Genomic DNA, 22,484 nt, shown 5'->3' on the forward strand with positions numbered 1-22,484 from the left:
GTCAGACGGCGGCGCGCGACTGCGGCGCGGCGATCTCGCCGAGGACGCGCTCGAGCACGCGCTCGGCGGTGACGCCCGCGAACTCGGACTCGGGGTCCATGACGAAGCGATGGGTCCACACGACAGGGGCGAGGTCCTTGACGTCGTCCGGGAGGACGAAGTTCCGGCCGTCGGACGCGGCCCAGACCTTCGCGGCGCGGACCATGGCGATCGCGCCGCGCACGCTCACCCCGAGCCGGGTCTCGGGTGCGTTGCGGGTGGCCTCGCACAGCCGCGAGATGTACTCGAGGACGGCCGTGTCCACGTGGTTCTGGGCCGCCAGCTCGGCCATCTCCGCGACCGCGTGGGTCGTGATGATCGGGCTGAGGTCCCGGGAGCGGTCCTTGACCGAGGAGCCGCCCAGGAGGCGCACCGTCGAGGCGTGGTCCGGATAGCCGATCGAGGTCTTGATGAGGAAGCGGTCCAGCTGGGCCTCCGGGAGCCTGTATGTTCCCGCCTGCTCGATGGGGTTCTGGGTGGCCATGACCATGAAGGGCCGGCCGGCGTCGTAGGTCACGCCGTCGACGGTGACGCGCGACTCCTCCATGACCTCCAAAAGCGCGGACTGGGTCTTGGGCGAGGCCCGGTTGATCTCGTCGGCGAGGACGATGTTGGCGAAGATCGGGCCCTTGTGGAACTCGAACTGCTGGCTCCGCTGGTCGTAGATCGTCACGCCGGTGACATCGGAGGGCAGCAGGTCGGGAGTGAACTGGATGCGGGAGTTGGTGCCCTGGACGGTGGCGGCGAGGGCGCGCGCAAGGGAGGTCTTCCCCGTGCCGGGGGCGTCCTCGAGCAGGATGTGCCCCTCGGCGAGCATGGCGGTGAACGCGAGGCGCACGACATGCTCCTTGCCGAGCACCGCCTGGCCGACGTTGGCGGCGAGCCGTTCGAAGGTCTCCGCGAACCACGCGGCCTGTTCGGTCGTCAACGTCATGAGTTCCCCCTGGAAGTGGTTGTTCCTGCGTCCGGCCGTGCGGGCCCCGAGCCCGGCCGCGACGTCCCGGAACAGCCTAGTGGGTTCCCGCTGGGGCCCGCGATGGGGAGGCCTCCCCGTCCCGGCCGGCCCCGCGGGCGCCGGTCAGTCGAGCACAATGCCCGGGCCGGTCCCGGGGCGCAGCGCGACGGGGTGGATCTCCCCGAAGCCGCGCACGAGCTGCGGGGCCTGCGGGTCGAGCACGAACCGCTCGTCCTCCCCGAGGGCCTTCGCCGTGATGTCGTCGATGAGCACCTGGCCCGGCTCGGCGATGGCCGTCAGCCGGGCAGCGAGGTTGACGGTGGGGCCGTAGATGTCCCCCAGCCTGGAGAGGACGCGTCCCCAGACCATCGCGACGCGGCACTCGGGCAGGATCTCGTCCTCCGCGAACTCCCTGGCCAGGGCGAGCGCGATCTGGGCCCCAGCCACCGGGGTCTCGGCGATGTAGAGGACTTCGTCACCGATCGTCTTGACGAGCCGGCCGCCGCCCACCGAGATGATCTCGGCGCAGCGGTTCTCGAAGCGCTGCACGAGCTGGGCGAGGGTCTTCTCGTTCATGCGCCGGGACAGCGACGTGTAGGAGACGAGGTCCGCGAAGCCGACGGCGCGCGCGAGCGGCAGCGGCGCGTCGTCCTCGGAGCCGTCGCGGCCCTCGGCGCTGCGCTCGAGCCCGGCCTGGGCCCGCAGCGCCAGGCGCTGCACGCCAGCGGTGAGCTGGCGGCGCCACGAGTAGACCAGCATCTCCTCGAGCGGGCCGATGAGCTCCGGGATGCGGTCGATGAGGGCGCGTCGGGCCTCGGCGTCGGAGAGTCCCTCCGTGGACACCATGTCCTCGATGAGGGCCTCGACCTGCCACACCACCATGCGGTCCGTCATCTGGCCGATGGCGCGGGTGACCGAGATGGCGGCGTCCTCGGTCAGGACGCCCTCGCGCACCAGGCGCGGCATCACCTTGAGGTGCTCGAGGTCTGCCTGGGTGAAGGCGAGGTCATCGTCGGTGAAGTTGGGCATGCCCAGGGCCCGCCAGAGCTTGCGGGCGGAGTACAGCGACAGCCCCACCCCGGCCGCGACCTCGCGGCGCTTGAGGGTCCGCTCACCGCCGAGCAGCATCGCCTCGAGCTCCTTCGGGGAGACACGCCGCTCCGGGGGCAGCGTCGGCTGGACCGCGCGGGACTCCTGCTCGTCGAACGCCGGCTCGTCATACCGCGGCTCGTCAGGCACTGGCTCCTCCATCACTCCCCTCCCCTCATTCATCCCTCAGCTCCCACGGCAGCGACTCGTCGGTGAAGTCCGTGATCGTCTCGTCGTCGTCGACGGGCACCCACTCGGCGGCGGGGAGCTCCTCGATGGCGTCGAGGACGAACTGCCGGAAGCGGCGCACCTGGGGCACATCGGTCAGCGTGAGCTGCGCCGCATGGCCCGAAGCCAAGGTTAGCGTCCCTGACCCGAGCATCCCTTGGAGGACGCCCTGCCGGACGTCCACGTCTCGGACCATCGACAGGGGCATTTCCCGGTCCAGGCGGCGGAGCCCCCGCTGGCGGCGCATCACCCGCCGGCTCGTGAGGACGTAGCTCACGGACCGCCACGCGACGACCCGGCGCACGCAGTACCCGAGCGCCACCCACGCCGCGAACGCCACGGGGACGAACGGGAGCCACGCACGGGTGGCGGGCGGCACCCACGGCAGGAGGCCCTCGAGCCGCCCTCTCCAGAGCCAGCCGGCAGCGAAGGCCGCGGCGCCGCAGACGGCCACGAAGGCGACCGCGGGCAGCACGAGCATGCGCGGCTGGCGGCGCGTGCGGACGATGAGCTGCTCCCCCGGGGTGAGGATCCTACGCATAGCCGCCGGCGGCGGGGCGGAGGTGCACGACGTCGCCCGCCGCCACGGCGTGCCGCGCACCGTCGTCCTCGACCACCAGCAGGGCGCCGTGGCGGTCGAGCCCGGTGGCCCGGCCTTCCAGCATGCGCCCGCCCGGGAGCTCGACGCGCACGCGCTTGCCGAGCGTGACCGTCGCGTCCTCGACCTGGCCCGCGAGCCCCCGGCCGCCTGCAAGCGGGGCGTCGGGGTCGCCGTCGACCGCGCAGAACTGCCGGTACCGCCGGGCGAACGCGGCCAGGTAGGCGGAGAGGACCTGTTCGCGGGGCAGGTCGCGGCCGGTGGCCACACGGACGCTCGTGGCGGTGGGAACAGGCAGCTCCTCCTTCGCCTGGCCCACGTTGATCCCGGTGCCGAGGACGACGGCGGGCGGCTCCTCGTGCGCGCCGGGTGCCAGCTGGGCGAGGATCCCGGAGATCTTGAGGCCGTCGACCACGACGTCGTTGGGCCACTTGACGCTGGCCTCGAGGCCGGCGGTCTCGGCGAGGGCCTCGCGCAGCGCGAGGGCGGCGAGCGGCGAGAACCACGAGTAGCTCTGGGTCGGCAGGGGCCGACCGGCCCGGTTGTGGGGCCGCAGGATGACCGAGACGGCGATGGACGTGCCCTCCGGGGACTCCCAGTGCCGCTGGAGCCTTCCCCGCCCGGCGGTCTGGTGGCTCGCTGCGAGCACGGCGAGGTCGCCCCACTCCTCGGGGGCCTCGGTGGCGAGCCGGGTGAGCTGGGCGTTCGTCGAGTCGGCCTCGTCGACGATCTCAAGGCGGGACAGACCGGCCTCACGCGCGGCGCCGGCCCCGAGGAGCGTCCTGTCGAGGGGTCCGCGGGCCGGGGTCTGCGCGTGTTCGTCCATGCGTGAATCCTACCGACGCCGCCTCTGCCGAAGGCTGCGGCCCCGCCAGCTGCGGGGCAACTCAGAGGAAGATGTCGGGAACCAGGCGGTCCTCGGGCGCGCCGAGGCTGTAGGGCGAGAAGTCGGTGACGCCGGAAGCGCGGAGGACGTCCTCGTCGATGAAGAAGTTTCCTGTCGTGGCCCGCGGGTCGGCGGTGAGGACGGCGTGGGCGGCGTCGGCCACGATCTGCGGCGAGCGTCCGACGGAGGCGAGGGCGTCGCCGTCGGGCATCGCGCGGATCGCCGCGGTGTCGATGAGGGTCGCGGGCCACAGGGAGTTGACGCCGATCCCGTCCCCGCGCAGCTCCTCGGCAAGCCCGAGCGTGGTCAGGCTCATGCCGTACTTGGCCATCGTGTAGGCGAGGTGCCGGCCTGCCCACGCCGGGTCAAGGTTCAGCGGAGGGGAGAGCGTGAGGATGTGGGCGCCGCCGCGCGACGCCGCGGAGGCGCGCAGGGCCGGGAGGGAGAGCTTGGAGAGGAGGAACGTGCCACGGACGTTGATGTCCTGCATCAGGTCGTAGCGCTTCATGTCCACCGCGTCCGTGCGGGAGAGGTCGATCGCAGAGGCGTTGTTGACGACGGCGTCGATGCCTCCGAAGCGCGCCAGCGCCGCCTCGACCGCGCGAGCCACGTCCTCGTCGCTGCGCACGTCGCCGACGATCGGCAGGGCGTGGCCGCCCGCAGCCTCGATCTCCTCGGCCGCGGTGTAGACGGTGCCGGCGAGCTTCGCGTGCGGCTGGGCCGTCTTGGCCAGCAGCGCGATATTCGCGCCGTCTGCTGCGGCGCGCTTGGCGATCGCCAGGCCGATCCCGCGGCTGCCGCCGCTCATGAGGATGGTGCGGCCGGACAGGGACGCGGCGGAGCCGGGTGTGATCGAGGTCATGGGAACAGTGTAGGCGATGATGTTACCGACGAGTAACAAGCGGTCCGGGCGATACCCGCCCGAGCCGGCCCGCCGCCGTCGTGCGCCACGCGACCGCCGCAGGCCAGAAATTGTAGGGTTCCTACAGCCGCCCGCCGCGGACGCCTCACTAGACTGAGGTGACGTGTCCGCCGGTTGTGCGGAACCTACAGAGCACCCCGAGGGCGCATGGACCGACAGCTGGAGAGAGCGTGACCCACGACCTGACCACGACCGCAGGCAAGATCGCGGACTTCCGCGACCGGCGGGCGGCCTCGCTCGCGCCCTCGGGCCAGGAGGCGATCGAGAAGCAGCACGCGCGCGGGAAGAACACCGCCCGGGAGCGCATCGACCTGCTCCTGGACGAGGGCAGCTTCGTCGAGTTCGACGCCCTCCGCACCCACCGCTCCACCGCGTTCGGCATGGAGAAGAAGAAGCCGCTGGGCGACGGCGTCGTGTCCGGCTACGGCACCGTGGACGGCCGCCTCGTCGCGGTGTACAGCCAGGACTTCTCCGTCTACGGCGGCTCGCTGAGCCAGGTCAACGGCGAGAAGATCGTCAAGGTCCAGGAGTTCGCGCTCCGCAACGGCTGCCCCGTGGTCGGGATCAATGACGGCGGCGGCGCGCGCATCCAGGAGGGCGTGGCCTCGCTGGCGATGTTCGCGGACATCTTCCGCAACAACGTGGCCGCGTCCGGGGTCGTGCCGCAGATCTCCCTCATCATGGGCCCGTGCGCCGGCGGCGCCGCCTACTCCCCCGCCCTGACCGACTACGTGGTCATGGTGGACAAGACGAGCCACATGTTCATCACCGGCCCCGACGTGATCAAGACGGTCACCGGCGAGGAGGTGGACATGGAGACCCTCGGCGGCGCGCGCCAGCACAACGCCACGACCGGCACCGCGACCTACCTCGCCTCGGACGAGGCCGATGCGATCGAGTTCGTGCGCGAACTGCTCGACTTCCTCCCCTCGAACAACCTCGTCGAGGCCCCCGTGCTCGAGTCCGACCAGGAGCTCGAGGAGAGCCCCGAGGACGCCGTCCTCGACACCCTCGTCCCGGATGCCGCCTCGCAGGGCTACGACATGCGCACCGTCATCGAGGGGATCGTCGACGACGGCCACTTCCTCGAGATGCAGTCCCTGTACGCGCCGAACGTGATCATCGGGTACGGACGCATGGAGGGCCACACGGTCGGGATCGTCGCGAACCAGCCGATCCAGTTCGCCGGGACCCTGGACATCGCCGCCTCGGAGAAGGCTGCACGGTTCGTTCGGCACTGCGACGCGTTCAACATCCCGATCATCACGCTCGTGGACGTCCCGGGCTTCCTGCCCGGCAAGGACCAGGAATTCCAGGGGATCATCCGCCGGGGAGCGAAGCTCCTCTACGCCTACGCCGAGGCCACCGTCCCCAAGCTCACCGTCATCTGCCGCAAGGCGTACGGCGGGGCGTACATCGTGATGGGCTCCAAGAAGCTCGGCGCGGACCTGAACTTCGCCTGGCCCACCGCGCAGATCGGCGTCATGGGCGCCCAGGGCGCAGTCAACATCCTGTACCGCCGCGAGCTCGCCGCAGCCGCCGCCGACGAGGACGCGACGGCCGCGGGCGTGGACGCCAAGCGCGCCGAGCTCATCCAGCAGTACGAGGAGGAGCTCCTCAATCCGTACCAGGCCGCCGAGCTCGGCTACGTCGACGCCGTCATCGCGCCGTCGGAGACCCGCGTCCAGCTGCTGCGCGGCCTGCGCGGCCTGCGCGACAAGCACGCGTCCATGCCCGCCAAGAAGCATGGGAACATCCCGCTGTGAGCACGGCCCAGAACGCCCAGGCGCACGACGGCGGGGACTCGCCCGCCGTCGTCGGCCTGCCGCCGCTCTTCTCCGTCACGAAGGGCAGCCCGACGCCGGAAGAGCTCGCCGCGCTCACCGCGGTGATCGCCGCCGCCTCGTCCGCCGAGGCTGTGGAGGCACCCGCGGCCCCGACCCGGCGCGAGCGCATCCGCCAGGCGACCCTGCGCCCCAGGCACATGATCGCCCAGCGGCGCGGCCGGCTCTAGTCGTCAGCGGCTCAGCCGGCGTCGAAGCGCTCGCCGGTGCGCTCGTCGTCGTCCGGCTCAGGCTCGTCTCCCGCGGGGTCGGCGCTGGGGCCGCCGCCGGAGATGGCCTGGCTGACCTCGGTCGGCTGGCCGTAGGTGCGGTCCGGGAGCCCCCGCAGGGCGCGCATCACGTCCTCGTCCGCACCGCTCTTCTCGGCGGCGGCGACGAGCGTGTTCCGGTGGGCCGGATAGTCCACGCCGGCAAGGAACTCCTGCGTCTGGATGGGGTCAGAACTCTCTGGCACGGTCCACTCCTCACGTCGGTACCGGCCCGGCGGACCGCCGAACCGGAGGCATCTGCCGGGAATCTCAGCTTCCCCGGAACACCGCCTTCGTACCCGCCAGCCCTCCCCGCAAACGGCCAGACGCCCCGGCCCGGCGGATGCGCAGGTGTCCTTTCACAGCCGCGGGACGCGGGATAGGCTCGTCGGGTGACGCACAACCGCGACGAGACCACCACCGCCGCCGCCCACGGCGAGCCGACCGCCGTCGACTCGATCGCGGACAGCTATACCGCGCGTCTCCTCGAGCTGGACCCGTCGCTCGCCACCGAACTCGGCTTCCCCGGGCGCGAGACGGAGTACCCGGACTACTCCCCCGTCGGCCACGAGGCCAAGGCCGCCCTGGCCCGCGCGACCCTCGCCGAACTGGACACCGCCACAGCGGCCGACCCGACCGACGAGGTCACGCTCGACGCGATGCGGGAACGCCTCGGGCTCGCCCTCGAGATCCACGAGAGCGGCTGGAAGCTGGCACAGCTGAACAACATCGAGTCCCCGGCGCAGGGCATCCGGGCGATCTTCGACCTCATGCCCACGGACACCGCCGAGCAGTGGCGCCACATCGCGGGGCGGGCGGCCAATGTCCCCGCTGCCCTCGACGGCTACCTCGCCTCGCTGCGCGCCGCCGCCGCAGACGGCCGGGTGGCCGCCGCCCGCCAGGTGCGCACCGTCGTCGGGCAGGCCCGCGCGTACGCCGAACCGGGCACGGGGTTCTTCGCCCAGCTCGCCGGGGACGCCCGGCTGGGGCAGGGGCCGGAGCACGCGGCGTCGTCCACGGCGCACGACGCCGCCGCGCCCCTCCCGGACGACGTCGCCGAGGCCCTCTCCCGCGGCTGCGAGGCGGCGTCCCGGGCGTACGCGGCCTTCGCGGACGTCCTGAAGGCCGAGCTGCTGCCGCAGGCGCCCGAGAAGGACGCGGTGGGCCGCGAGCGCTACGCCCTGGCCTCGCGCGAGTTCCTCGGCGCGGAGGTGGACCTCGAGGAGACCTACGCGTGGGGCGTCGAGGAGCTCGACCGGCTCATCCAGGAGCAGGAGCGCGTCGCGGAGGAGATCAGGCGCGGCGCCTCCGTCGAGGAGGCGAAGGCGGTCCTCAACGCGGACCCCGCCCGCCAGCTGAAGGGCACCGACGCGCTCCGGGCGTGGATGCAGGGCCTGTCCGACCGCGCGATCGCCGACCTCGCGGACACCCACTTCGACATCCCCGCGCCGCTGCGGACGCTCGAGTGCCGGATCGCCCCGACGCACGAGGGCGGCATCTACTACACCGGGCCGTCGGACGACTTCTCCCGCCCGGGCCGCATGTGGTGGTCCGTCCCCACCGGCGACGACTCGTTCACCACGTGGTCCGAGACGACGACCGTCTACCACGAGGGGGTCCCCGGCCACCATCTGCAGGTGGGCACGGCGACGTACCGGCGGGACATGCTCAACGCCTGGCGCCGCACCATCTGCTGGGTCTCGGGCCACGGCGAGGGCTGGGCCCTGTACGCGGAGAAGCTCATGGAGGAGCTCGGCTACCTCTCCGATCCGGGCGACCGCCTGGGGATGCTCGACATGCAGCGCATGCGGGCGGCCCGCGTGGTGTTCGACATCGGCGTGCACCTCGAACTCGAGATGCCCGGGCGATGGGGCTCCGGGCCGTGGACGCCGGAGAAGGGCTACTCCTTCCTGCGGGCCAACCTGCCGATCAGCGAGGGCCAGCTGCGCTTCGAGTTCACGCGCTACCTCGGCTGGCCGGGGCAGGCGCCCTCGTACAAGGTGGGCCAGCGGCTGTGGGAGCAGATCCGCGCAGACCTGGCCGAGCGGGCGGAGACGGCCGGGCACGGGTTCGACCTGAAGGAGTTCCACACCCGGGCCCTGAACCTCGGGTCCGTCGGCCTGGACACGCTCCGCCGGGCGCTGCTCAGATGACGGCCCGAGGAACGTGAGAATGCCCACAGCCGGTGAGGGAATGGCGTAACAAATGCCCGGAAATCCGCTGGATTCCGCGGCGCATCCGCAAGAGTGGGCGTCACACTCGATGTCACATTTCGCAACGCAAGCTTCGTCTGCTAATAATGCTCCCCCTACCGTGTTCCGGTGAGCACCTCCACCAGCACCCAGACCGGCGCGCGCCGGCTCCCGAAGTGGGCCACAGCCTTCGGCCCGCAGATCATCGCGGCGCTCGTCGTCGGCGTCGCCCTCGGCCTCCTGGCCAAGTACACCGGGCACACGGCGAAGACTCCGAACGCCCTCGGCGACACCCTCAAGACGATCGGGTCCAGCTACGTCTCGCTGCTGCAGACCGCCGTCGTCCCCCTCATCTTCACCGCGGTCGTGAGCTCGATCGCGAACCTCCGCCAGGTCTCCAACGCGGCCCGACTCGCGTGGAACACGCTCCTGTGGTTCGCCATCACGGCGTTCGTGTCCGTGCTGATCGGGATCGGGCTCGGAGTCGTCTTCCAGCCCGGCGCCGGCACAGGCATCACCCAGGAGGCCAAGTACACCGGCAAGACCGGCGACTGGTGGGCCTTCCTCACCGGCCTGTTCCCGAAGAACTTCCTCGGCCTCGGCGCCAGCTCCACGGTGGCCGACGGAGGCGCCGTCACCACGAGCGTGAGCTTCAACGTCCTTCAGATCCTCGTGATCGCGATCGCCGTCGGCGTCGCCGCCCTCAAGGTCGGCGCGAAGGCCGAGCCGTTCCTGAACCTCAACGCGTCCGCCCTGGCCGTCATCCAGAAGGTCCTGTGGTGGATCATCCGCATCGCGCCGCTCGGCACCGTGGGCCTCATCGGCAACGCCGTGGCCGTCTACGGCTGGGACACCATCGGCGCCCTCGGCAAGTTCACCGGCGCCATCTACGTGGGCCTCGTCCTCGTCCTGTTCGTCCTGTACCCGGTGCTCGTGAGGTCCCACGGCCTCTCGGTCAAGCAGTACTTCTCCGGCGTGTGGCCGGCCGTGCAGCTCGCGTTCGTCTCGCGCTCCTCGATCGGCACGCTTCCGCTCACGCAGCGCGTCACGGAGCGCAACCTCGGCGTCCCCTCGGGGTACGCGTCCTTCGCCGTGCCGCTCGGCGCAACCACCAAGATGGACGGCTGCGCCGCCATCTACCCGGCCGTCGCCGCGATCTTCGTGGCGCAGTTCTTCGGGATCAACCTGGACTTCAGCCAGTACCTGCTGATCGTGCTGGTCTCGGTCCTCGGCTCCGCCGCGACCGCGGGCACCACGGGCGCCGTCGTCATGCTCACGCTGACGCTCTCGACCCTGGGCCTGCCGCTCGCCGGCGTCGGGCTGCTCCTCGCCATCGATCCGATCCTGGACATGGGGCGCACCGCCGTGAACGTCGCGGGACAGGCCCTCGTCCCGACCATCGTGGCCAAGCGCCAGGGCATCCTCGACGAGGCGCTCTACAACGCGCCGCGCCACGGGGACCCGTTCAACGACGAGTCGTCCACGGAGGCCGCGCCTGAGGCCTCCTCCGCCGAGGCGCACGACGGCGAGCTGGCCGCCTCGCGCTGACGCCCGCCAAACGCTCGGCTCTCCGCGGTGGGGGCTCGGCCCCGCGTTGAGGGGTCATGTCCCTGCCTTGACTGGCCCATGACTCGGCACGAGACGCCCTGTCGCGAATGAGACGTCCTCAGGCGATCTCCTTTGCGGCAGGGCGTCTTTGCATGCGGGCGAGACATGCGACCCCTCCGTGCGGGGACATGACCCGTCGACCTCTGCACTGCGCGGAGTGCAAACTTGCTCCCAGTGCAAACTTGCACGTAGTGTAATCATGTGACTGCCGAAGCCTCTTCCCGCCGCGAACTGAACAAGGCCGCGACCCGGGAATCGATCATCGCCGCCGGCCTCGACCTCGCCTCGTCGCGGGGCATCGGGGGGTTCACCATCGAAGAGCTCGCCGAGGCGGCCGGCGTCTCCCGCCGGACCTTCTTCAACTACTTCGGCAGCCTCGAGGAGGCCCTCGCGGCCCCCACATTCGGGTTCCTCGACGCCGCACTCGGCAAGCTGAGCGACCGGCCGGCCGGCGAGCCCCTCCTCGAGTCAGCCCTCCATGTGCTGACCGGCCTCGCCGACAACGAGCTCATCGCGCCGATGGCCCAGTCCTTCATCGTTGCGAGCGGCCACGACCCCGTCACGCGCTTCCAGCTCCAGGCCTTCGACGAGTGCGGCGAGAAGATCGCAGCCGCCATCCGCGAGCGCACCGGCGGCTCCGGCCTGCCGGAGCTGTACGTGCGCGCCCTCGCCGGGTGCGTCATCGCCTGCGGCAAGACCTCCCTCGAGGTGTGGATGGCCGAGCGGGGCGGCGAGCTCACGCCGTCGTCCCTCGCCCGGCTCCGCGAGCTCCTCACCGACTCCATCACGCACCTCCAAGCCGGCTTCGCCGCGCCCTGAGGCAGCACGCCCGTCCCGCCCCGCCCACCCCCCCGCAGAAGGCTCCCCATGGCTACCCTCCTCTACCGCCTCGGCAGGTTCGCCTATGACCGCCGCTGGCTCGTCCTCGCCGTCTGGCTCGTGATTGTCGCCGCCGTCGGCGGCTCCGCGGCCGCGTTCCACGGCCAGATGACCAACAACTTCCAGATCCCGGGCACCGAGACCCAGCGCATGGCGGACAAGCTCAAGGCAGACCTGCCCTCAGCGTCCGGCGGCAGCGCGTCGATCGTGTTCGAGTCGCCCAGCGGCGCGTTCACCGACGCGCAGAAGCAGGCACTCAGCGCGAAGCTGAACGAGATCAAGGGCCTCGACGGCGTCCGCAACGTCACCGACCCCTTCGCCACGCAGGCACAGCTCGACGGCGCCGCCGCCCAGATCGCGGCCGGCAACCAGGAGATCGCGGCGAACGAGGCCAAGCTCGCCGCCGGCGAGCCGCAGCTGACCGCCGCGAAGGCCCAGCTCGACGCGAACCGCGCCCAGCTCGACGCCGGTCAGGCCCAGCTCGACGCCCAGAAGAAGGCACTCGCCGCGCAAGGGCTGCCGGACGCCGCGATCGCGCAGGCCACGGCCTCGGCCCAGGCCCAGCTCGACGGCGGGCGCGCCCAGCTGGATGCCGGGCAGGCCCAGTACGACGCCGGCCGCAAGCAGGCCGACGACGGCGCCGCGAAGATTGCCCAGGGCAAGGCCGATCTCGCCCTCGCGGCCCGCCAGGCCGACGCGGCCAAGGACCTCCGCTTCGTCTCGAGCGACGGCAAGGCCGCGATCGCCTCGATCCAGTTCACGGGTGCCACCGACGGCCTCCCCCCGTCCCTGCGCAGTGACATCCAGCGCATCGCGGGCGAGGTCCCCGGGGTCGAGGCGCACGCGAGCAAGGAGCTCACGCAGGACATCTCCTCGATCTTCGGCGCGTCCGAGGCGATCGGCGTCGCCGTCGCTGCCGTCGTCCTGGTCGTCATGCTCGGCACCCTGATTGCCGCGGGCCTGCCGCTCCTGATGGCGCTGGCCGGCGTCGCGGTCGGCGTGGGCGGCACGTTCGCCCTGACCGGCGTCGTCCAGATGAGCTCTGTGACCCCGATGCTGGGCCTCATGCTCGGCCTCGCGGTGGGGATCGACTACTCACTGTTCATCGTCAACCGCCACCGGAACCAGCTCCTGCGCGGCATGGACCCCCGGCAGTCGGTGGCCCTCGCGACCGGCACCTCGGGCAACGCCGTCGTGTTCGCGGGACTCACGGTGGTCATCGCCCTGGCCGCTCTCGTGGTCCCGGGCCTTCCGTTCCTGGCTGTCATGGGCCTGTCTGCCGCTGCCACCGTCGCGGTCGCGGTCCTCGTGGCCATCACACTGCTGCCGGCGGTGCTCGGCTTCGCGGGGCGTCGCATCATCTCCAGGCGCCGCTGGGCCCGGGCCGATGAGGAGAACGCGCGCGCCGGGCACGAACAGGAGGAAGAGCGCGAGGATCTCGCCGCGTCCAACCGCGGATGGGGCGCCTGGGTCACCCGGCACCCCTGGCTGTCCCTCGTCGCGTCCGTGGCACTGCTCGGCGTGCTCGCGGTCCCGGCCGCGTCCCTGCGCCTGGCGCTGCCCGACGGCGGGTCGGAGCCTGTCGAGTCGACCGCGTACAAGGCGTACGACGCTACCGGGAAATACTTCGGCGCGGGCATGACCGGCCCGATCATCGTGGTCGGCGAGCTCCCCGCGGGTCTGGACGCGAACGCGGCGAAGGCCAAGCAGTACGACGTGGCCGACCAGCTCCGCTCCGTGGACGGCGTCGTCGCCGCCGTGCCGGCGACCCTGAGCGAGGACCGGCGCACCGCCGTCTTCCAGGTCATCCCGACCGACGGTCCCGCGAGCACGAGCACCGTCCAGGTGGTGCACGACCTGCGCGCGACGGGCGCGGACATCCAGTCCCAGACCGGCGTGACCATCGGCCTCACGGGCCAGACGGCGGCGAACGTGGACATCTCGGCGAAGCTCGCCGACGCTCTCCCGCCCTACCTGACGATCGTCGTCGGCCTCTCCTTCATCCTGCTCCTGCTCGTGTTCCGCTCGCTCCTCGTCCCGCTCCTGGCCACCGGAGGCTTCCTCCTCACGCTCGGGGCGGCGTTCGGGTCGATCGTCGCCGTGTACCAGTGGGGCTGGCTCGGGCCCGTCTTCGACGTCACCCATCCGGGGGCGATCCTGAGCTTCCTGCCGATCCTGCTCATCGGCATCCTGTTCGGCCTCGCGATGGACTACCAGGTGTTCATCACCTCCGGCATGCGCGAGTCCTACGCGCACGGGCAGGAGGCGCATCTGGCGGTCCGGACCGGCTTCCACCACGCCGCCCGGGTCATCACGGCGGCCGCGATCATCATGGTCAGCGTCTTCGCGGGCTTCATCTTCAGCCACCTGACGATGGTCCGGCCGCTCGGCTTCGGACTCGCCCTCGGCGTGCTGCTGGACGCCTTCGTGGTCCGCATGACCCTCGTGCCCGCGGTGATGCGCCTGCTGGGCAGGGGCGCGTGGTGGCTCCCCCGCTGGCTCGACCGGCTCCTGCCGGACCTCGACATCGAGGGCGCCAAGCTGGAGCGCACGACGTCGGCCGCCCGCCCCAGCGCGGCCGGGGAACCCGAGCCCGTAGGCCGGTGAGCGCGGGCCGTTGAGACATCCTTGCCGCAGGTCTATCCTGACGGCAGCAGGGCGGGCACCCCGGCGCACCTTCCGTGTGCGGGATGCCCGCCCTCGGCGCTTGGAGCGGTTGACCGAGGAGGTGCCGCGATGGCCGGTTCCGTGGACGCCGCCCGTGAGGCCTTCGCCGGACGGCACTGGGACGTGGCCGTGCAGGAGCTCGTGGCCACGGACAGCCGGGCTCCCCTGGAGGCGCCGGACGTCGAGCGGCTGGCCACGAGCTACTGGATGCTGGGCCGCACTGCCGAGACGATTGCCGCCCTGGCCAGGACCCACGACGAGTACGAGCGCGCCGGCGACGCCCGGGCTGCGGCACGGGTGGGGATCTGGCTGGCGTTCTACCTCCTGATCCGCGCCCAGCCCGCGCAGTGCAGGGGCTGGGCCGCACGGTCCCAGCGGCTCCTCGACGAGCTTCCGGGACCGACCCCCGAGCACGCCCTCGCCCTCACGCCGGGCGCGTTCGCCCTCGAGTTCAGGGGCGACCAGGCGCAGGCCGAGGAGCTCTTCCGCCGCGCGCTGAAGATCGCGCGGCCGCTCGGGAACCCCGAGGTCGTCTCGATCGCCGAGGTGGGCCTCGCCTTCTCGCTCGTCCGCTCGGGCGGGTTCGACGAGGCCCTCGGACTCCTCGACGAGGCCATCGCGATCATCGGGTCAGGGGCCACCGGTCCGATCGCCGCGGGGCTCGTCTACTGCCACGCGATCGAGTGCTGCCATCTGGCCTTCGACCTGCCCCGCGCCCGCGAATGGACGGCGGCGCTGGATGCGTGGCGGATGGCGGAGGGAACCCCTCGTGGAGTTCAGCGGGAAGTGCGACGCCCACCGGGCCGAGCTCTTCCGCCTCCACGGGGCGTGGGACGACGCGGTCCGCGCCGCCCACGAGGCGCAGGAGAAGTTCCGCGCGGGCGACTTCAGCGCAGGGTTCAGCTCGTTCTACGAAGAGGCGGAGGTCCTCCGGCTGCGCGGACGGTACGACGATGCCGACCGCGCGTACTCCGAAGCCCTCCGCTGCGGCTGGGACCCCCTGCCCGGCCTGGCCCTGCTCCGGCTGGACCAGGGGCGCCCCGCCGAGGCCCAGTCGCTGCTGCGCCGCTCGACCCTGAGGGACGACGGCGCGTACCGGCGCCAGCTGCTGGCGGCGACCGTCGAGGTCGAGCTGGCCGCCGGCGACGAGGACGCGGCCACGGCGGCCTGGGAGGAGCTCTCGCGGCTGGCCGAGCAGCACGGGACGCCGTGGACCCGGGCGCTCGAGGCCGCTGCCGCGGCCAGGGTCCACGCCAGCCAGGGTCGCTACGTCGAGGCACTCGACGCCGCCGACCGGGCCTGGTCGCTGTGGTCCGAGCTCGGCGTGCCGTACGAGGCCGCCCGATGCCTCGTCCTCAAGGCCCGTGCCTGCCTTGCCCTCTCGGACTCGGCTCCGGCCCGCCTCGGGCTGGCGCTCGCGAGGGACATCCTCGCGGAGCTCGGCGCGCGGCCTGCCCTGGACGGGCTTCCGGCCGACGGCGGGGCTACCCGTCCCTCGGGCGCCCCGACGACGCCGCCCGCCCCGCCGCCGTCGGACGCGCCCCTGAGCGCGCGCGAGCTCGACGTCCTCCAGCTCGTCTGCGCGGGCCTGTCCAACCAGTCCATCGCGTCGCAGCTGTTCCTCAGCGAACGCACGGTCGCCCACCACGTGGGGAGCATCCTCGCCAAGCTCGGGGTGCCATCCCGGACCGCCGCGGCAGCCCAGGCGTTCCGCACGGGCCTCGTGGCACCTGGGCAGAAATAGCCAGTGCCCCTGGCGCCCACAATGGGCCGCGGTGCCGATTCGGGGGCGGGGCGCCCCGCGTACCGTCGAGGCATGGAAGCAGCGGTCCTCGCCGGAACAGTCTCCACGGCGCTCTTCGCGGCCAGCAACGCGCCGATGCTGGTCAAGGCCGCCCGGACGCGGAACCTCGCCTCGTACAGCCTGGCGAATCTCGTCCTGGCCAACGTGGCCAACGGGATCCACACCCTCTATGTCCTGAGCCTGCCGGCCGGGCCGATCTGGGCGCTGCACGGGTTCTACGTCGTCACTATGGCGTTCATGCTCGTCTGGTACGTCAGGTTCGTCCGGCACGGGCACACATCATCCCCAGCCGCGGCGCATGGTCTCGATGCCCTCGTGCATCAGCACGTCGAGGGGCGCGGGGACGAGGCCCGGGATCTGGCGCAGCGATCCCAAGCGGCCGAGCCCGTAGATGAGCCCCCATACCTCCGCGCACCGGTTAAGCACTTCGCCACGCTCGACTCCCGGCGGCTGGCAGCTCCCGACCACCCGTTCCACGAGGTGCCAGTAGTGGGCCGCGGCTCGTTGCAGGTCAGGGTGGTCAGCCTTGGCGACAAGGGGCCCGTACGCGAGATCGTGAACGTGGGGCTGCTCGAGCGTGAAGGCCCGGTAAGCGCTGGCCAGGGCGTGCAGCCGCGTTCCCGGGTCCTGACCCGCGGCTTCGACGGCACTCCTCGCCTCGGTGGCGGCGGCGTCGAGCCCGGCGCCCGCCACGGCTGCAAGGAACGTCCTCTTACCACCGAAGTGGACGTATGGGGCCTGATGGCTGACCCCGGCCTTGCGTGCCACATCGCGTATGCTCAGTCGCTCGGCGGGAATGCGCGAGAGCTCCTCAAGGGCCACAGCGACGAGCTTGTCGCGCAACGTGGGTCCGCCGTCTGACATTTTGGCGCTCCTTCCGCATGGGCAGCCGATCCCAAGGGTTGACACTGTCAACCTCGGCGAGGACCATCATACTCAGAAGTTGAGTTGACAGTGTCAACCTGTCTCTGAGGGAGTGGTGGCAATGGCCCAGCCCAGAATCCAGACGTCGGTCGGCCCGCTCGTGGTCGAGACCTTCGGCGATGGGCCGCCGGCCGTCCTCATGCACAGCCTCTTCGTCGACTCCGGCTCGTGGAGCCGTGTTCTGGAGCGCCTCGCTGCGCAACGGAGGCTCGTGCTCATCACGGCCCCCGGCCACGGGCAGAGCGGCGACCCGGGCGTCCCCTACACCCTCACCGACATCGCAGAGGCATCCCTCGAGGTCCTCGACGCCCTAGGCATCAAGGGTCCGGCCGACTGGGTCGGCAACGCCCTCGGCGGTCACGTCGGTATCATCTTCGCGGCCACCCATCCCGACCGTTGCCGCTCGCTCATTACTTTCGGCACGCCAGTCGAGGCGCCGTCACTCGCGTTCAGGCTCCAAGAGGCGATCATCGCCCCCTCTCGCGCCGTCTTCGGCATGTCTGGATGGCTCGGGCAAGCCATCGTTGCGGCGCTCCTGTCCGCCCACACCCGCCAAACAGACCCGGAGGCCGTAAATTATGTCGTGGCGTGCCTCGAGCGGAACGAGCCGCGCGCGTTCGCCCGGGCCGTCCGCTGCGTCGCGATCCGCCGCCCCAATCTCACAGACGCCCTTCCGCGCATCGGCGCCCCGGTGCTGCTCGTGACAGGCGAGGACCATCCCGAGTGGACGCCCGGCAAGGCGACCGCCGCCGCGCGGTTGCTCCGCCGTGGTTCGGCCGCCGTCGTCCGTCATGCGGCCTACCTTGTCCCCCTCGAAGCGCCAGACCGATCCGCCGAACTCATTGCCGACCACTGGGCCCTGCATCCATGACAGTGCACCGGCCTCGCGCAGTGCGTACAGAGCTCGGGGAGCGCTTTCCTGGGGCAGCTGGTAGCGGGGAGATGGCTCGCAGTCCGCTCTTGGCAACATCCGCACCGTCCAGGGAACCGTCGTACAGGTCCTGCGCACCGGGACTAGGCTGGCGCCGTGACCCTCCACGCCGCGCCGCTCACCCCGCCCACCCTCATCCTCGCGTCGAAGTCCCCCGCCCGGACCAAGCTGCTCGAGGAGGCGGGCGTCCCCCATCGGATCCTCGTCTCGGACGTGGACGAGGAGGCGGTCGCGGGCGGCCATCCCGACGCCACGCCCGCCGAGACCGCTCTGCTCCTGGCCCGGGCGAAGGCCGAGGCCGTCGCAGCCCTCCCCGCCGCCGCGGGCGCTCTCGTGCTGGGCTGCGACTCCGTCTTCGAGCTCGACGGCCAGGCCCTCGGCAAGCCGTACACCCCCGAGGTGGCCCGCGAGCGCCTCGCCGCGATGAGCGGCCGCGCCGGCATCCTCCACACGGGCCACTGGCTCGTGGACTGCCGAGGCTTGCACGGCTCCCCCGCCGACGGCACGCACGACGCCGCCCCCTCGCCCGGGCGCGGAGCGCTCGCCTCCGCGGGGGTCGAGTTCACCGAGATGGGCCCGGACGAGATCGACGCCTACGTGGCAACGGGCGAGCCGCTCCACTGCGCGGGGTCGTTCACCATCGACGGGCTCGGGGGCGCCTTCCTGGCCCGCGTCGACGGCGACCCCCACGCCGTCGTGGGCCTGTCCGTCTCGGCCCTGCGCGCCCTCCTGGGCGAAGCCGGGGTGAGGCTCACGGACTGGTGGGCCGCCGCCGTCGTGCGCTGAGGCCTGCCCCTCCCGCGCGACGGGCTATTTGTAGGAGACCTACAAAGGATCCTCGGCCGAGCCGCCGAATGACGCACTGATATGGGCGAATCCACCAAAGGAGCGCTAGGCTTCCGGCAGTACAGAACGGAGTAGCCTTGTCCCCCATTGCCGCCAGCAGGCCCCTCACGAAGGTGCTCATCGCCAACCGAGGCGAGATCGCCGTCCGAGTCATCCGCGCAGCCCGCGACGAGGGCATCGGCTCGGTAGCCGTCTACGCCGAGCCGGACCGCGACGCGCTCCACGTCCGGCTCGCGGACGAGGCCTTCGCCCTGGGCGGCACAAGCGCCGCCGAGTCGTACCTCGTCATGGACAAGATCCTGGATGCCGCCCGCGCCTCCGGCGCCGATGCGATCCATCCCGGCTACGGCTTCCTCTCCGAGAACGCTGAGTTCGCGCAGAAGGTCATCGACGCGGGACTGACCTGGATCGGGCCCTCGCCGGAGGCCATCGCGGCGCTCGGCGACAAGGTCCGGGCGCGGCACATCGCCGAGAAGGTCGGCGCGCCGCTCGTGCCCGGCACCGCGGACCCCGTCGCCTCGGCGGACGAGGTCCTCGCGTTCGCCCAGGAGTACGGCCTGCCCGTGGCGATCAAGGCCGCGTACGGCGGCGGCGGCCGCGGGATCAAGGTCGCCCGGACCATGGACGAGATCCCCGAGCTGTTCGAGTCGGCCGTGCGCGAGGCCACCGCGGCGTTCGGCCGCGGGGAGTGCTTCATCGAGCGCTTCCTCGACGCGCCGCGCCACGTCGAGACCCAGTGCCTGGCGGACGCGGCGGGCAACGTCGTCGTCGTCTCGACGCGCGACTGCTCGCTCCAGCGCCGCAACCAGAAGCTCGTCGAGGAGGCGCCGGCGCCGTTCCTCTCCGAGGAGCAGACCAAGCGCCTGTACGAGGCGTCCAAGGCCATCCTGAAGGAGGCCGCGTACCTCGGGGCGGGCACGTGCGAGTTCCTCGTGGGGCAGGACGGCACGATCAGCTTCCTCGAGGTCAACACGCGCCTCCAGGTGGAGCACTGCGTGTCCGAGGAGGTCACGGGGATCGACCTCGTGCGCGAGCAGTTCCGCCTCGCACGCGGCGAGGAGCTCGGCTACGACGACCCGGAGATCCGCGGCCACTCCTTCGAGTTCCGCATCAACGGCGAGGACGCCGGCCGCGGCTTCATGCCCGCGCCCGGCACTGTCGAGACGCTCACCTATCCGACCGGTCCCGGCGTGCGCGTCGACTCGGGGGTCATGGCAGGGGACGTCATCTCCGGCAACTTCGACTCGATGCTCGCCAAGCTCATCGTGTCCGGCTCGAGCCGCACCCAGGCGCTCCAGCGCGCGCGCCGTGCCCTCGACGAGCTCGTCATCACCGGCATGCCCACCGTGGTGCCGTTCCACGCCGCCGTCGTGCGCGACCCGGCGTTCGCACCCGCGGAGGGCCCGTTCAGCATCCATACGCGCTGGATCGAGACCGAGTTCGACAACACCATTCCGCCGTACCCGGCGGCTGCGGGCGCGGGCGCCGAGGCGGACGACGCCGGCGAGCGGCAGAGCGTCGTCGTCGAGGTGGGCGGCAAGCGGCTCGAGGTGACGATCCCGGCGGGCCTCTCGCTCGGCGCGGGCAAGCCTGCCAAGGCCAAGAAGAAGGTCCGCGGCGCGCGCGGCGCCGGCTCGTCCGCCGCAGCGGCCGGCGGCGACGCCCTGACCGCCCCGATGCAGGGCACGATCGTGAAGGTCGCCGTGGCCGACGGCGACGTGGTCGCCGAGGGCGATCTCGTCGTCGTGCTCGAGGCCATGAAGATGGAGCAGCCGCTCACCGCGCACCGGGCGGGCACGGTGCGGGGGCTCACGGCCCAGGCGGGCCAGACAGTGTCCGCCGGCGCGCTCATCGCCACCATCGAGGACTGACCAGCCAGACGGACGGATCCGCCGTCGCCGCGGATCCGCCTTCCCGGCAATGCGAAAGAGGTGGCTCCTCGACGGGAATCCCGTCGAGGAGCCACCTCTTTGACGTTGAGGGAGGCGAGGCGAGGCGCCTCCACGCACATGAGACGCCGTCCGGACCCCGGGGAGACGCCCTGCTGCAGGTGAGATGCCTTCTGGCGATCTCACCCGCAACAAGCCGTCTCGGACCACCCCGCACCGCCACGAGCGGCGAGGCGCCAGCGTGGCCGAGCGGGATGTCGCGTACCCGAAACGCGCGGACGCGGGCTGCGGGTCACGTCCCTAGGCCGAGACGTTCTCCTCGAAGTCCTTGTCCTTGGTCTCCTTGGTCAGCCAGAGGGCGACGAGGGTCAGGACAGCCGAGATGGCGAGGTAGACGCCCACCCAGACGGTGTTGCCCTTGCCGAACTGCCACAGCGCGATCGCGACGAACGACGCCGGGGCCGCGCCCAGGACGGACGAGAGGTTGTAGGCGACCGCAGACCCCGTGTAGCGCACGTTCGCCGGGAACAGCTCGGGCAGGATCGCGGCCATCGGTCCGAACGTGAGGCCCATGAGCGTGAAGCCGACGATGAGGCCCACCATGGCCGCGCCCTTGCCCGGGCCGAACATCAGGCCCCAGGTGAGGCCGAACAGCAGGATGCCGACGGTGACCCAGATGAGGAACTTGCGACGGCCGTACTTCTCCGCGAGCGGGCCGGAGAGCACCGTGAAGACCCCGAAGAACACGACGCCGAGGATCAGCATCCACAGGAACTCGCTGCGGTCGATCCCGAGGCCGGGCACGAACGTGGAGGGGTCGAAGGGCTTGCCGGCCTTCTCGGCGGCGGCCCTGGCGACCTCGACCTTGTCCGTCGCGGTGCCGTACGTGAGGGTGAAGCTCGTGGTCAGGTAGAAGAGCACGTAGGTCGCGAGCATGATGAACGTGCCCGCGATGACGGCGCGCCAGTGGTGCTTGAACGTCGCGGCGATCGGGACCTTCGCGACCTTCTCCTCCTTGACGACCTTCTGGAACGAGACGCTCTCGACAAGCTTGAGGCGCACGTACAGGCCGATGGCGACCATGATGATGCTCGCGAGGAACGGGATGCGCCAGCCGAAGTCCATGAACTGCCTGTCGTCGAGGAACAGGTCCAGGACCACGAACAGCACGTTGGCGAGGATGAAGCCGATCGGGGCGCCGAGCTGCGGGAAGGTCCCCCACACGGCGCGCTTGTTCGCCGGCGCGTTCTCGGTCGCGAGAAGCGCCGCGCCGGACCATTCCCCGCCGAGCGCGAGGCCCTGGGCGAACCGGAGCAGCACGAGGAGCAGCGGCGCGAGCACGATCCAGCCGGACGTCGTGGCCGGCGGGAGGAGGCCGATGAAGAATGTCGCGAGGCCCATGGTGAGCAGGGATGCCACGAGGGTGCCCTTGCGGCCGAGCTTGTCGCCGAAGTGGCCGAACAGGACCGAGCCGACCGGGCGCGCCACGAAGGCGACCCCGAAGATCGCGAACGAGGACAGGATCGCGTTGATGTCGGAGGAGTTCGGGAAGAAGAGCTTCGGGAACACGAGGACCGAGGCCGTGGCGTAGGCGTAGAAGTCGAAGAACTCGATCGTCGTGCCGATGAGGCTCGAGAAGATGACTCGGCCCCTCGTATTCGCCGCCTTGCCGGCTGAGGGCTCCGTCACCGCTGAAGAGGTGGACATGGTTTCGCTTTCACATGCTGGACCGAGGATTGACAGCCGGTCCGGGATTTGAGTACAGGGCATCCTACGCCCGGGCGTTCCGAAGATCGGACATTGAGTTCACTATGTGAGACGAACGGCGCACGACGGCGGCCCCTCCCCCGCCGCTCACGGCCTCGCCTGCACTGGCGAGAGCCAGATGTCACAGCGTGTTTACAGCTGACGCCCACGGGCGAAACGCGGGATTTC

General features: G+C 71.3%; 18 protein-coding genes. 10 read left to right on the forward strand and 8 right to left on the reverse strand.

Annotated elements, in window-relative coordinates:
• Nucleotide 1 precedes the first annotated feature (1 nt).
• The 5 genes from ACQ5BE_RS05730 to ACQ5BE_RS05750 all read right to left on the reverse strand — a co-directional run bounded on the left by ACQ5BE_RS05730 (nucleotide 2) and on the right by ACQ5BE_RS05750 (nucleotide 4,657).
• A complete protein-coding gene (locus tag ACQ5BE_RS05730; RefSeq protein ID WP_430296004.1) occupies nucleotides 2-973 on the reverse strand; it encodes an AAA family ATPase in 972 nt (323 codons plus the stop codon).
• A 144-nt stretch (nucleotides 974-1,117) separates the two neighbouring features.
• Nucleotides 1,118-2,245: an adenylate/guanylate cyclase domain-containing protein gene (locus tag ACQ5BE_RS05735; RefSeq protein ID WP_430296005.1), complete on the reverse strand. Its 1,128-nt coding sequence runs from the start codon at nucleotides 2,243-2,245 to the stop codon at nucleotides 1,118-1,120.
• A 13-nt stretch (nucleotides 2,246-2,258) separates the two neighbouring features.
• Complete coding sequence (locus ACQ5BE_RS05740; RefSeq protein WP_430296006.1) at nucleotides 2,259-2,852, reverse strand: PH domain-containing protein; 594 nt, start codon at nucleotides 2,850-2,852, stop codon at nucleotides 2,259-2,261.
• Complete coding sequence (locus ACQ5BE_RS05745; protein ID WP_430296007.1) at nucleotides 2,845-3,735, reverse strand: biotin--[acetyl-CoA-carboxylase] ligase; 891 nt, start codon at nucleotides 3,733-3,735, stop codon at nucleotides 2,845-2,847. Before ACQ5BE_RS05745 ends, ACQ5BE_RS05740 begins: the two co-directional genes overlap by 8 nt.
• A gap of 61 nt (nucleotides 3,736-3,796) precedes the next feature.
• Nucleotides 3,797-4,657, reverse strand: a complete 861-nt coding sequence (locus ACQ5BE_RS05750) for an SDR family oxidoreductase (protein ID WP_430296008.1) — start codon at nucleotides 4,655-4,657, stop codon at nucleotides 3,797-3,799.
• A gap of 230 nt (nucleotides 4,658-4,887) precedes the next feature.
• Between ACQ5BE_RS05750 and ACQ5BE_RS05755 the strand changes: the two genes are divergently transcribed.
• Nucleotides 4,888-6,483, forward strand: coding sequence for an acyl-CoA carboxylase subunit beta (locus tag ACQ5BE_RS05755; protein ID WP_430296009.1), 1,596 nt, complete (start codon nucleotides 4,888-4,890; stop codon nucleotides 6,481-6,483).
• Nucleotides 6,480-6,731: an acyl-CoA carboxylase epsilon subunit gene (locus ACQ5BE_RS05760; RefSeq protein WP_430296010.1), complete on the forward strand. Its 252-nt coding sequence runs from the start codon at nucleotides 6,480-6,482 to the stop codon at nucleotides 6,729-6,731. Before ACQ5BE_RS05755 ends, ACQ5BE_RS05760 begins: the two co-directional genes overlap by 4 nt.
• Before the next feature lie 11 nt (nucleotides 6,732-6,742).
• Here the strand turns inward: ACQ5BE_RS05760 and ACQ5BE_RS05765 are convergent, their stop codons facing one another.
• Nucleotides 6,743-7,015 (reverse strand): DUF2795 domain-containing protein, encoded by a 273-nt coding sequence (locus ACQ5BE_RS05765; RefSeq protein ID WP_430296011.1) that lies wholly within the window; start codon nucleotides 7,013-7,015, stop codon nucleotides 6,743-6,745.
• A gap of 186 nt (nucleotides 7,016-7,201) precedes the next feature.
• Here ACQ5BE_RS05765 and ACQ5BE_RS05770 point away from each other — a divergent pair, with 186 nt between their 5' ends.
• The 5 genes from ACQ5BE_RS05770 to ACQ5BE_RS05790 all read left to right on the forward strand — a co-directional run bounded on the left by ACQ5BE_RS05770 (nucleotide 7,202) and on the right by ACQ5BE_RS05790 (nucleotide 15,899).
• Nucleotides 7,202-8,962, forward strand: a complete 1,761-nt coding sequence (locus ACQ5BE_RS05770; RefSeq protein WP_430296012.1) for a DUF885 domain-containing protein — start codon at nucleotides 7,202-7,204, stop codon at nucleotides 8,960-8,962.
• A gap of 168 nt (nucleotides 8,963-9,130) precedes the next feature.
• Nucleotides 9,131-10,549, forward strand: a complete 1,419-nt coding sequence (locus ACQ5BE_RS05775; protein ID WP_430296013.1) for a dicarboxylate/amino acid:cation symporter — start codon at nucleotides 9,131-9,133, stop codon at nucleotides 10,547-10,549.
• A 261-nt stretch (nucleotides 10,550-10,810) separates the two neighbouring features.
• Nucleotides 10,811-11,428: a TetR/AcrR family transcriptional regulator gene (locus ACQ5BE_RS05780; protein WP_208712091.1), complete on the forward strand. Its 618-nt coding sequence runs from the start codon at nucleotides 10,811-10,813 to the stop codon at nucleotides 11,426-11,428.
• 48 nt (nucleotides 11,429-11,476) lie between these two features.
• Complete coding sequence (locus tag ACQ5BE_RS05785) at nucleotides 11,477-14,095, forward strand: MMPL family transporter (protein WP_430296014.1); 2,619 nt, start codon at nucleotides 11,477-11,479, stop codon at nucleotides 14,093-14,095.
• Between the two features lie 829 nt (nucleotides 14,096-14,924).
• The gene (locus ACQ5BE_RS05790; protein WP_430296016.1) at nucleotides 14,925-15,899 is read left to right on the forward strand and encodes a LuxR C-terminal-related transcriptional regulator; all 975 of its coding nucleotides are present in this window, start codon (nucleotides 14,925-14,927) and stop codon (nucleotides 15,897-15,899) included.
• A 339-nt stretch (nucleotides 15,900-16,238) separates the two neighbouring features.
• Here ACQ5BE_RS05790 and ACQ5BE_RS05795 read toward each other — a convergent pair whose 3' ends face one another.
• Complete coding sequence (locus ACQ5BE_RS05795; protein ID WP_430296017.1) at nucleotides 16,239-16,823, reverse strand: TetR/AcrR family transcriptional regulator; 585 nt, start codon at nucleotides 16,821-16,823, stop codon at nucleotides 16,239-16,241.
• A gap of 121 nt (nucleotides 16,824-16,944) precedes the next feature.
• Between ACQ5BE_RS05795 and ACQ5BE_RS05800 the strand changes: the two genes are divergently transcribed.
• The 3 genes from ACQ5BE_RS05800 to ACQ5BE_RS05810 all read left to right on the forward strand — a co-directional run bounded on the left by ACQ5BE_RS05800 (nucleotide 16,945) and on the right by ACQ5BE_RS05810 (nucleotide 20,531).
• Nucleotides 16,945-17,754 carry an alpha/beta fold hydrolase gene (locus ACQ5BE_RS05800; RefSeq protein WP_430296018.1) on the forward strand — a complete coding sequence of 270 codons (810 nt, stop codon included), beginning with the start codon at nucleotides 16,945-16,947 and terminating at the stop codon, nucleotides 17,752-17,754.
• A 156-nt stretch (nucleotides 17,755-17,910) separates the two neighbouring features.
• Nucleotides 17,911-18,600: a Maf family protein gene (locus ACQ5BE_RS05805; protein ID WP_430296019.1), complete on the forward strand. Its 690-nt coding sequence runs from the start codon at nucleotides 17,911-17,913 to the stop codon at nucleotides 18,598-18,600.
• A 137-nt stretch (nucleotides 18,601-18,737) separates the two neighbouring features.
• Nucleotides 18,738-20,531: an acetyl/propionyl/methylcrotonyl-CoA carboxylase subunit alpha gene (locus ACQ5BE_RS05810; protein WP_430296020.1), complete on the forward strand. Its 1,794-nt coding sequence runs from the start codon at nucleotides 18,738-18,740 to the stop codon at nucleotides 20,529-20,531.
• Nucleotides 20,532-20,849: 318 nt separating this feature from the next.
• Here ACQ5BE_RS05810 and ACQ5BE_RS05815 read toward each other — a convergent pair whose 3' ends face one another.
• On the reverse strand, nucleotides 20,850-22,256 hold the full coding sequence (locus tag ACQ5BE_RS05815; RefSeq protein WP_430296021.1) for an MFS transporter: 1,407 nt from the start codon (nucleotides 22,254-22,256) through the stop codon (nucleotides 20,850-20,852).
• Nucleotides 22,257-22,484: the final 228 nt, after the last annotated feature.

Source organism: Sinomonas sp. B1-1 (assembly GCF_050474465.1).
Taxonomy (GTDB): Bacteria; Actinomycetota; Actinomycetes; order Actinomycetales; family Micrococcaceae; genus Sinomonas; species Sinomonas flava.